This window comes from Paraburkholderia bengalensis, from assembly GCF_037126505.1.
GTDB lineage: Bacteria > Pseudomonadota > Gammaproteobacteria > Burkholderiales > Burkholderiaceae > Paraburkholderia > Paraburkholderia bengalensis.
This window is the reverse complement of sequence record NZ_JACFYJ010000051.1, coordinates 49,792-59,618: the sequence shown is the minus strand read 5'-3', so window position 1 is coordinate 59,618 and position 9,827 is coordinate 49,792. Positions and strand designations below refer to the sequence as shown.

9 protein-coding genes are annotated in these 9,827 nt (G+C 65.2%); 7 read left to right on the top strand and 2 right to left on the bottom strand.

Annotation, left to right across the window (positions count from 1 at the left end):
* The 4 genes from H3V53_RS26105 to H3V53_RS26090 all read left to right on the top strand — a co-directional run.
* The coding region (locus tag H3V53_RS26105; RefSeq protein WP_336600418.1) for a sulfite reductase subunit alpha at positions 1-1,694 on the top strand (1,694 nt) is incomplete at its 5' end.
* A 143-nt stretch (positions 1,695-1,837) separates the two neighbouring features.
* On the top strand, positions 1,838-2,299 hold the full coding sequence (locus H3V53_RS26100; protein WP_336600417.1) for a MarR family winged helix-turn-helix transcriptional regulator: 462 nt from the start codon (positions 1,838-1,840) through the stop codon (positions 2,297-2,299).
* 262 nt (positions 2,300-2,561) lie between these two features.
* Positions 2,562-2,837: a hypothetical protein gene (locus H3V53_RS26095; RefSeq protein WP_336600416.1), complete on the top strand. Its 276-nt coding sequence runs from the start codon at positions 2,562-2,564 to the stop codon at positions 2,835-2,837.
* A gap of 37 nt (positions 2,838-2,874) precedes the next feature.
* Positions 2,875-3,291 (top strand): organic hydroperoxide resistance protein, encoded by a 417-nt coding sequence (locus H3V53_RS26090; protein ID WP_336600415.1) that lies wholly within the window; start codon positions 2,875-2,877, stop codon positions 3,289-3,291.
* A 112-nt stretch (positions 3,292-3,403) separates the two neighbouring features.
* On the opposite strand, the gene H3V53_RS26085 is transcribed toward H3V53_RS26090, so the two are convergent.
* Positions 3,404-3,847, bottom strand: coding sequence for a hypothetical protein (locus tag H3V53_RS26085; RefSeq protein ID WP_336600414.1), 444 nt, complete (start codon positions 3,845-3,847; stop codon positions 3,404-3,406).
* Positions 3,848-4,152: 305 nt separating this feature from the next.
* Here H3V53_RS26085 and H3V53_RS26080 point away from each other — a divergent pair, with 305 nt between their 5' ends.
* The 3 genes from H3V53_RS26080 (at position 4,153) to H3V53_RS26070 (ending at position 8,919) form a co-directional block, all read left to right on the top strand.
* Positions 4,153-5,517, top strand: a complete 1,365-nt coding sequence (locus H3V53_RS26080; RefSeq protein WP_336600413.1) for a 2-hydroxycarboxylate transporter family protein — start codon at positions 4,153-4,155, stop codon at positions 5,515-5,517.
* 152 nt (positions 5,518-5,669) lie between these two features.
* Positions 5,670-7,565 carry a sensor histidine kinase gene (locus H3V53_RS26075; protein ID WP_336600412.1) on the top strand — a complete coding sequence of 632 codons (1,896 nt, stop codon included), beginning with the start codon at positions 5,670-5,672 and terminating at the stop codon, positions 7,563-7,565.
* A complete protein-coding gene (locus H3V53_RS26070; RefSeq protein ID WP_336600411.1) occupies positions 7,555-8,919 on the top strand; it encodes a sigma-54-dependent transcriptional regulator in 1,365 nt (454 codons plus the stop codon). The genes H3V53_RS26075 and H3V53_RS26070 overlap by 11 nt, the downstream gene beginning before the upstream one ends.
* Positions 8,920-8,930: 11 nt before the next feature.
* Here the strand turns inward: H3V53_RS26070 and cynR are convergent, their stop codons facing one another.
* Complete coding sequence (cynR, locus tag H3V53_RS26065) at positions 8,931-9,821, bottom strand: transcriptional regulator CynR (protein ID WP_336600410.1); 891 nt, start codon at positions 9,819-9,821, stop codon at positions 8,931-8,933.
* Positions 9,822-9,827: the final 6 nt, after the last annotated feature.

The following is a 9,827-nucleotide window of genomic DNA, read 5'->3' as shown; positions in this document are numbered from 1 at the left end:
GGCCACTGGCGCTGACGCCGGCGGCCGCCCAGCCGGTGACGGGCAGCGCGCCCGCCGTGCGCATCGCGCATGCGCGGCCCAAGGTCGCGTTGCTGTGGGCGTCGCAGACGGGCAACGTCGAATCGCTGACCGAGCGCTACGCGACGCAGTTGATGGAGTCGGGTTTCGACATCCGCATGTCGTGCATGTCCGACTATCCCGTCGCCGCGCTCGCGCAGGCAAAGTATGTGCTGCTGATGACGAGCACATTCGGCGACGGCGACGCGCCCGACAACGGCAACAGCTTCTGGAACGCACTGCAGACCGACGATGCGCCGCGCCTCGCCGATCACCACTATGCGGTGCTCGCGTTCGGCGACGCGAGCTACGACCAGTTTTGCGGTCACGGCCGCAAGCTCGATGCGCGTTTTGCCGAGCTGGGCGCGAAGCGGCTGCATCCGCGCGTCGATTGCGACACGGACTATCAGGTTGCCGCCGACAAATGGCTCGATGCCGTCATCGCGAAGATCAAGGCCGACGATGCATCGCTGTACGACGTGCCCGCCGATGGCGTCATTCCCGCCGTGTTGCCCGGCGCGACGCCGTCGAAAGCGAGCCCCGCGCAATCGCGGCTCGTCGAGAATCTGCGGCTGAACCGCAACGGCTCGAAAGACACGCGCTATTTCGCGCTGGCGACGGGCGACGCGAACCTCGAATACGAGGCGGGCGATGCATTGGGCGTGTGGCCGCGAAACTGCCCCGAACTCGTCGACGAATTGATCGATCTGTCTGGGGTGAAGGCCGATGCGGCCGTGCACGTCGCGGGCGCGGGCGAGATGCGGATGGCCGAGGCGTTGTCGCGGCACTACGAAATCGCACGGCCGAGTATCGAAGCGCTGCAGCTGATCGCGTCGCGCAGCCGCAACGACGCGCTCGCCCGGCTGCTGGCCGACGAGCGCAAGGCCGACCTCAAGCAATGGCTGTGGGGCCAGCAACTCGCCGACGTCCTGCACGAATTCCCCGTCGATCTCTCCGCCGCCGAGCTGCTCGGCGTGCTCAAGCGCTTGCAGCCGCGGCTTTATTCGATCGCGTCGAGCCCGAACGCGCATCCGGGCGAAGTTCATCTGACGGTGGCCGCCGTGCGCTACAACAATGGGCGGCGCAACCGCAAAGGCGTGTCGTCGACGTTTCTCGCGGATCGCGCGCATGACGCCAACGTCCCCGTGTTCGTGCAGAAGTCCGCGCATTTTCGCCCGCCGCGCAACGGCGATACGCCGATCATCATGGTCGGTCCCGGCACGGGCGTCGCGCCGTTTCGCGGCTTTCTGCATGAGCGCCGCGCGCGCGGCGCGAAGGGGCGCAACTGGCTCTTCTTCGGTGAACAGCACGCGGCCACCGATTTCTACTACCGCGACGAACTCGAAGGCATGCAGCAGGACGGCCTGCTGACGCGGCTCGATCTGGCGTTCTCGCGCGATCAGGCGGACAAGGTCTACGTGCAGGACCGCATGCGCGAGCAGGGCGCGCAGCTGTGGGCGTGGCTCGAAGAAGGCGCGCACTTCTACGTGTGCGGCGACGCGAGCCGGATGGCGAAGGACGTCGACGCCGCGCTGAAAGATGTCGTGATGCAACATGGCGGCCTGAGCGCGGACAGGGCGAGCGAGTACGTCGGCGCGATGGCGAAGGACCGGCGCTACGTGCGGGACGTGTACTGACGCGCTGAGCCGGCGCCTCTCGCCCTCGATCTCGCCGTAACGCGCCGTAACCTCGCAGTCATGTCAAGCATTTCCGATTAAATCGCATCCGATATATAATGGGGTCTTCAAGAGACATCCGTCTCGTTCCGACGAGGACGCAAATGAAGACCACCGCCAAGGCAGAAGACACGAATCCGAAGCTCGCCGACTTCCTGTGCTTTGCCGTCTACTCGGCGAACCTGGCGTTCGGGAAGGCCTACAAGCCCATTCTCGAAGAGCTGGGGCTGACCTACACGCAATACATCACCGTGATCGCGCTGTGGGAAGAAGACAACCAGACCGTCAGCAGTCTCGGTGAAAAACTGTTTCTCGAATCGAACACGCTGACGCCGATCCTGAAGAAGCTGGAAGGCATGGGTTATCTGGAGCGCCAGCGCGATCCGGACGACGAACGCCAGGTGCGCGTCAGCCTGACCAAGAGCGGCCGGCGCCTGCGCGAAAAGGCGTTCGGCATGGATCTGGTCCAGGCGTGCGGCCTCGCGCCCGACGAGTTCTCGAAGATGCAGAAGTCGATCGTCACGCTGCGCAACAACCTCATCAAGGCCGTGAGCGAGCAGGTCTGAGCGCGCGGCAGTCGTTCACGACGCGCGGCGCCCTCATGCGCCGCGCGTCGTCAGGCCAGGCTCCGGCCTTTTTTACTCACAAATACATCGGACGCGATTTAATCGCATGCTTGACAAGGGCGGTTTTTAGTCTAGAATGTATCGTACGCGATCTAATCGTGTGCGGTTAATAGAAGGGGTGGCGTCGGAGAGGCGTGATCCCAGGCAAATTTCAGGAAACAGGGCGCCCTCAGCGGAGGGCCTTCAAATAGCGGAGCTCATCATGAACAAGTTCGTCAAGGTCGCAGTCTGGTTTGCAGTGGGTGTCGCAGCATCGTCGTCGGCTTTCGCCAGCGGCTACGGCCCGGCGCCGCATTACAACCCGCTCCAGGGCGCGCCGGCATCGCAGCAAGGTCCGTCGGCGATCGTCGCCGATGCCGGCCAGAACGCCGTCGGGCAGGCCATGCCCGCTGTGGGCGGCGTCGCCGATTCGACAATTCAGTCGGGTCGCCGCACCGTCAACACCGAGTTCCTGGGCGCGACGTTCAAGCATCACTAATTCAATTCACGCTCTCACATTCAAAGGAGGACAAGCGATGGCAAAGATCGACAACGTTCTGTACACGGGCAAGACGCAGACGACGGGCGGCCGCGAAGGTGCGTCGCGCAGTTCGGACGGCCGGCTGGATATCGCGCTTTCGTCGCCGGGTTCGAGCGGCAAGGGGACGAATCCGGAGCAACTGTTCGCGGCGGGCTGGTCGGCGTGCTTCATCGGCGCGATGGGTCTCGCGGCGCGCGATCTGAAGGTTGCGCTTCCCGCCGACACGGCCGTGAACGCCGAAGTCGACCTGGGCACGGGCGAGGGCGGCTACTTCCTGCAAGCGCGCCTGAACGTGAGCCTGCCGGGCGTGGATCGCGAGGTCGCGCGGACGATCGTTGACACGGCACATCAGACGTGCCCGTATTCGAAGGGGACGCGCGGCAACATCGACGTCGAAATCGCGCTGGTGTGAGGTGTCCGCGCGGCCGGTCTGCTTCGTCTATCCGGCTCTATCCGGCTCTGTCCGGCTCTATACGCGACAGGCAGGTAACAGCAGGCGATAGGCAAGCGGACCGGCGGACCGGCTAGTGCGTACCGCCGCCGCTGCGCGGCGGCTGGGGATTGTTGGCGGGATTGGTGTCGTACTTCACTACCCGCTCGATGCCCGATTCGCGGTCCAGCGCCGATAGCGTCGACAGTGCCGCCTCGAGCGAATCGGCGATCTCCTGCTGATACACCTGCTCCCCGTTCACATAGGCCGTGAACGAGCGCAGATAACGCGCCTTCTTCTCGGGGTTGCCGATCGTCTGGCGGGTCCACTCGTAGAGCGGATACGCGTCAGCTCCCATCTGCTCGGCTTGCGCGACGTAGTCAGCAAACGCGTCGAACTGGCATTTCAGCGACGCGCTGTGCCGCCGCAACACGTCGTGCAGCGGCGCGTACGCGTCCGACTGCGGGTCCGCGCGTAGCGCGCCCGCCCTCTCGTCTGAAACCGTGATCCGGATCTGGAACTGCCATGTGTCGTGCATGGTTCTTCCTTGTCGCTTTCCGTTTACCGCCGCCATCCGGAGATTCTAGCCAATGGCTGAAATCTCAGCCTGCCCGAAGGGCCGAATCTGAAATCCCGGAACGCGGCGTGCGCCTGACTTCCTCTCGTCGAAAAAAAATCACGAAAAATCAACGACTTGAAAAGTCTCCGCCGGATGAAAAATTGGCATGGGCCTTGCGGTATAGGCGTCCACTGGCCATCGGGCCATCACGCGACTTCAAGAACGCATCGCGCCGCGCATCGACATCCGACGCCGTCCGCGAACTCAAATCAAGGAGACATGCTTTGCCCACCTCTACGCACGCTCACGGCCCTTCGCAGCCCGTTTCCGCGCAATCCTCCGTCGGCAAGACGCGCTTCTGGCCGGAAGGCTGGTGGAAGCTGATGGAATATCGGATCGGCATCATTCCGCTGCCCGTCTACTTCATCCTGCTCGCGCTGATCACGGGCTTTGCCGTGACGGGCAAGGTGCCGGGCGAAATCTCGATGGCGATCGCCGTGCTCGCGTTCTTCGGCTTCACCTGCGCGGAGCTGGGCAAGCGCCTGCCCATTCTGCGCAACATCGGCGCCGCCGCGATCTGCGCGACCTTCGTGCCGTCCGCGCTCACCTACTACCACCTGCTGCCGAAACCCGTTCTCAACCTGACCACGGAATTCACCAAGCAGACCAATTTTCTGTACCTGTTCATCGCGTCGATCATCGTCGGCAGCATTCTGAGCATGGACCGGCGCGTGCTGATCCAGGGCTTCCTGAAGATCTTCGTGCCGCTCGCCGTGGGCTCGATCGCGGCTGCCATCGTCGGCACGGCCGTCGGCGCGGCGTTCGGTCTCGGCATTCGCCACACGCTGCTGTATATCGTCGTGCCCATCATGGCGGGCGGCGTGGGCGAGGGCGCGATTCCGCTGTCGATCGGCTATTCTGAAATCCTGCATCTGCCGCAAGGCGAACTGTTCGCGCAGGTGCTGCCGCCCGTGATGCTCGGCAGCCTGACGGCAATCGTGCTGTCCGGCGCGCTCGACATGCTCGGCAAGCGCTTGCCGCATCTGACGGGCCAAGGCCGCCTGCAGGTCGGCGAGCAGGACGAAATGGACCCCGTCAAGGAAGAAATCAGCGGCCATATCGACGTCACGCACATCGCAGCCGCCGGCATCACCGCGATCACGCTGTATCTGCTCGGCCTGATGTGCCGCAACCTGTTCGGCCTGCCCGCGCCCGTCGCGATGCTGTTTCTCGCCGTGCTCGTGAAGCTCGCGCGCGCTGTGTCGCCGCCGCTGCAGGAAGGCGCGTTCGTCGTCTACAAGTTTTTCTCGACGGCGGTGACGTATCCGCTGCTGTTCGCGATCGGCGTTGCGATGACGCCGTGGGACAAGCTGATGGCGGCGTTCACGTTCGCCAACATCGTGACCATCATCGCGACGGTCGCGACGCTGATGGGCACGGGCTTTGTGGTTGGGCGTCTGCTGAAGATGTACCCTATCGACACCGCGATCGTGAACGCCTGCCACAGCGGCCAGGGCGGCACGGGCGACGTCGCGATCCTGACGGCGGCGAACCGCATGACGCTGATGCCGTTCGCGCAGATCGCCACGCGCATCGGCGGCGCGATCGTGGTGACGCTGACGCTGATCCTGCTGGCGCATTTCGGCTGATGCGCGTGTCTCGCGGGGCATAACACTCAGCATCCGACGCAGCACCGGATGCGGCAAATAGGGCGGGCGGCGCGACGGGTTCGCGCCGCCCGCTTTCGTCCTGTGCGCGGCGCGCGAACCATGCGCCGTCCCGTATCCCGCATGGGGCATCGATGAGGTCGAACGTGCGCATGAAAATAAGAGGCATACCGTTATGGGCATGGGCGGCCGCGGCCGCGCTGTATGTCGGCGTGGCCGTGGCGGCCGTCGGGTTCGCGGGGAGCCGCGCGATCGACGCGCTCGCCGAAGTCGGCGCGCACCGTCTGGACCTGCTGGCGGCAAGCCTGAAAAGCGAACTTGGCCGCTTCGAAATGATGCCCGCGATCGTCGCGCGGCAAGATAGCGTGCGTGCGCTGCTGGCCGCGGGCTCGCGCGCATCGCCCGATCTCGTGCGCGAAGTGGACACCTATCTCGAAGCCGTCAGCAACGAGGCGGGCAGTCTCGCCGTCGACGTCATCGACCTGCAGGGCAACGTGATTGCCGCAAGCAACTGGAACCAGTCGTTCAGCTTCGTCGGCACGAACGTGTCGTATCGGCCGTATTTCAAGGATGCGCTCGCGCACGGCTCGGGGCGCTTTTTCGGCATCGGCACGAATACGGGCATGCCGGGCCTGTATTTCGCGAGCGCCGTGCGCGACGCGGGCAAGCCGATCGGCGCGGCGGCCGTGAAGCTGAGCGTCGATGCACTCGAAGCGGCGTGGCGCGCGCCGGGCGAAGCCGCGCTAGTGATCGACGGCAATGGCGTGATCGTCATATCGACCGTGCCTGACTGGAAGTTCACCGCGTTGCAGCCGATCACGGCGCAACGCCAGCGCGATATCCAGTCGTCGCGTCAATATGCGGGGCGCACGGTCGACGTGCTGCCGTATCGGCGCGTCGGCGAGAACAAGGACGATGGTCACGGCACGGCGTGGCTGGGGCGCTTTCCCGACTGGCGCCGTCCCGGGCACACGGCGCGCTTTCTCGTGATGTCGCGGCCCGCGCCGCAAGCGGGCGATTCCGTCATGGTGCTGCTCGACACGGCGGGCGCGCGCCATCAACAGGAACTGGCCTTTGCATTCGTGACGGGCGCGTTTCTGATCGCCGGACTGTATGCGTTGTACGCGGCGCAGCGGCGCCGCACCATCGCGGAAAAGCTGAAGGCGCAAGACGCGCTGCGGCGCGCGAACGATCAGCTGGAAATCACCGTCGCGCAGCGCACGGCCGCGCTGACGGCGGCGAACGAACGGATGCAGCAGGAAATCGTCGAGCGCAAGCGCACCGAGCAGCGTCTGCGCGACACGCAGCAGGAAGTCGTGCACGCGGGCAAGCTCGCCGTGCTCGGACAGATGGCGGCGGGGCTCACGCACGAGCTGAACCAGCCGCTCGTCGCGATACGCACGCTGTGCGACAACGCGCGCACGTTCTTCGAGCGCGACCAGCCCGCGCAGGCCGTCGCGAATCTGGAGCGCGTCGCGCGTCTGGTCGACGGCATGGCGGGGCTGACGGGCGAACTGAAGGCGTTTGCGCGCAAGCCGGATGTCGAGCGAATGGCGGTGTCGCTCTGCGAAGCTGTTGCGCATGCGCGGTTGATCTACGAAGCACGCATCCGCGACGAGCGGGTTCAGCTCGACGCACGCATTCCGGCGGGGTCGACGGTGTGGGCGGAATCGAGCCAGTTGCAGCAGGTGATCGTCAATCTGCTCGGCAATGCGCTCGATGCCGTGCACAACGAGGAGAGGCGCATCATCACGATCGCCGCCGCCGATCCCGACGCGCGCGAGCGCGTGCTGTTCACGATCGCCGACAGCGGGCCGGGCATCGCGCCCGACGTCCTCGCGCATCTGTTCGAGCCGTTCGTGACGACCAAGCCGCGCGGGCAGGGGCTGGGCCTTGGGCTTGCGATCACGTCGCGTATCGTCGAGGGTTTCGGCGCGAAGATTTCCGCTGCGAATCGCGCGGACGGCGGCGCACAATTCACTATCGAATTCGCGGCGGCGACGTCGCAGAGGCTGGTACATGGCAGATGACATTCGGGTGCTCGTCGTCGAGGACGACGAGAACGTGCGCTTCGGCGTCGAGCAGGCCGTTGCGCTGGCGGGCTTTCCGGTCAGCGCTTACGCGTCGGCGGGCGAGGCGCTGGCGGAAGTCGCGCCCGGCGCGCCGCTCGTGATCGTGTCGGACGTGCGGATGCCGGGCATCTCCGGCTTGCAGTTGCTCGACAAGGTGATGGCCATCGACGCCCAGATTCCCGTCGTGCTGATCAGCGGCCACGCGGACATTTCGACCGCCGTGGGCGCGATGCGGGTGGGCGCCTACGATTTCATCGAGAAGCCGTTTTCGTCGGACCATATTGCGGGCCGCGTCGCGCGCGCCGTCGAAAAGCGGCGCCTGACGCTCGAAGTGCAAGGCTTGCGGGCCGCGTTGCACAACTGGCAGGGCATCGAGGCGCTGGTGCTCGGCAAGTCGCCCGCGATGGCCGAGGTGCGCAAAAAGATCTTGCGTCTTGCCGACACGTCGGTGTCGGTGATGATCACGGGCGAGACGGGCACGGGCAAGGAGCTGATTGCGCGCAGCCTGCACGACTTTGGCGGACGGCGCGACAAGCACTTCGTCGCGCTCAATTGCGGCGGCTTGCCGGAGCAGATCTTCGAAAGCGAGCTGTTCGGCCACGAAGCGGGCGCCTTCACCGGCGCGATCAAGAAGCGGGTCGGCAAGATCGAATGGGCCAACGGCGGCACGCTGTTCCTCGACGAAATCGAAACCATGCCGGTGCCGCTGCAGATCAAGATGCTGCGCGTGCTGCAGGAACGCACGCTGGAACGGCTCGGCGCGAACGAGTCGATTCCCGTCGATTGCCGGGTGATCGCGGCATCGAAGGCCGATCTCGCGGCGCTGTCCGCCGAAGGCGGTTTTCGCGCCGATCTGCTGTATCGGCTGAACGTTGCGCAGATCGAGTTGCCGCCGCTGCGCGAGCGCCGCGAGGACGTGCCGCTGCTGTTCGAGCATTTCGTGCTGGCGGCTGCACGCCGCTTTGCACAACCCGCGCCGGTGGTGTCGGCATCGCAGGTGTCGGAGTTGATGACGCATGCGTGGCCCGGCAACGTGCGCGAACTGCAGAATGTGGCCGATCGCTTCGTGCTGGGCCTGACGGGCGACAGCCTGCTGGCCGAGGGCGCCAACGCCGCCGCCAGAGGCGCGACGCTCGCCGACCAGATGGCGTACTTCGAGCGCATGCTGATCGAAGACATGCTGCGGCGTCACAACGGCAACGTCGCCGATGCAAGCGACGCGCTCGGCATGCCGAAGAAGACGCTGTATCACAAGCTGCGTCAGCTGAAAATCGCGGCGCGCGACGCGCAAAGCGAAGAGATCGACACGTAACGCACGCGCGATCAGCGACTGAAGTTCTCCGTCAATTCCGTCAACACCTGAACGAACGCCTTGCTCGCCGCCGTCCGATACGCGTCCTTGCGTTGCAGCAGCACGGCCGTGCGCGCCGGCAGCGGCGGGTCGAGCAGCACGGGATGCAACTCGGCATGCTCTCGTGCGATGCCGTCGGGCAGCACGGTTGCGAGCTGCCCGCGCCGTACGATCTCGACGATCGCACTGATCGAACTCACCTCGATGGCAACCTGCGGGCGAATCCGGTTCTGCGCGCAGTATTCGTCGATGTAACGGCGCGTCGCGAACGCCTTGTTCAGCAGCACCAGCCGTTCGCCGGCGAACTCCTGTGCGGACAGCGGCTTGCGGCGCGTCGCGCGCGCATGGCCGCCGCCGACGACGAGACTCAATGTCTCGCGAAACAACGGCTCGCTTTCGATTTCCGCAGTATGGACGGGCTCGAACGCAATCCCGGCGTCGAGCCTGTCATCGGCGAGTTGCGCTTCGATCTGGTCCTGCGTGATTTCCTGAATATCGATCGCGATGCCGGGATGCAGGCCATAAAAACGATCGATCACAGGCCCAACGAGATACGCCGTGAAGGTGGGCGTCACGGCAAGACGCAGATTGCCGCGGCTCAGTTCGCCGACGTCATGTATCGCGCGCACGCCAGCATCCAGATCCTGTAGCGCGAGCTTGGCATAGCGCATCCACGCGGCGCCCGCATCCGTGAGTTGCACGTGCCGCCCCGAACGGTCCAGCAGCTGCGTGCGCAGCGTGTCCTCCAGTTGCCGAATCTGCTGCGACAGCGTGGGCTGCGAAACGTGCAACGCCTCGGCGGCGCGCGTGAAATTGCGGTGTTCGGCGACGGCCAGGAAGTAACGGATATGACGCAGCAGCATGGCGAA

What these genes read in the sequence shown, in the direction of transcription:
- H3V53_RS26070 (WP_336600411.1), top strand. Translation starts at nt 7,555, where the DNA reads ATGGCAGATGACATTCGGGTGCTCGTCGTCGAGGACGACGAGAACGTG.
- H3V53_RS26075 (WP_336600412.1), top strand. Translation starts at nt 5,670, where the DNA reads ATGAGGTCGAACGTGCGCATGAAAATAAGAGGCATACCGTTATGGGCA.
- H3V53_RS26095 (WP_336600416.1), top strand. Translation starts at nt 2,562, where the DNA reads ATGAACAAGTTCGTCAAGGTCGCAGTCTGGTTTGCAGTGGGTGTCGCA.
- H3V53_RS26085 (WP_336600414.1), bottom strand. Translation starts at nt 3,847, where the DNA reads ATGCACGACACATGGCAGTTCCAGATCCGGATCACGGTTTCAGACGAG.
- H3V53_RS26100 (WP_336600417.1), top strand. Translation starts at nt 1,838, where the DNA reads ATGAAGACCACCGCCAAGGCAGAAGACACGAATCCGAAGCTCGCCGAC.
- cynR (WP_336600410.1), bottom strand. Translation starts at nt 9,821, where the DNA reads ATGCTGCTGCGTCATATCCGTTACTTCCTGGCCGTCGCCGAACACCGC.
- H3V53_RS26090 (WP_336600415.1), top strand. Translation starts at nt 2,875, where the DNA reads ATGGCAAAGATCGACAACGTTCTGTACACGGGCAAGACGCAGACGACG.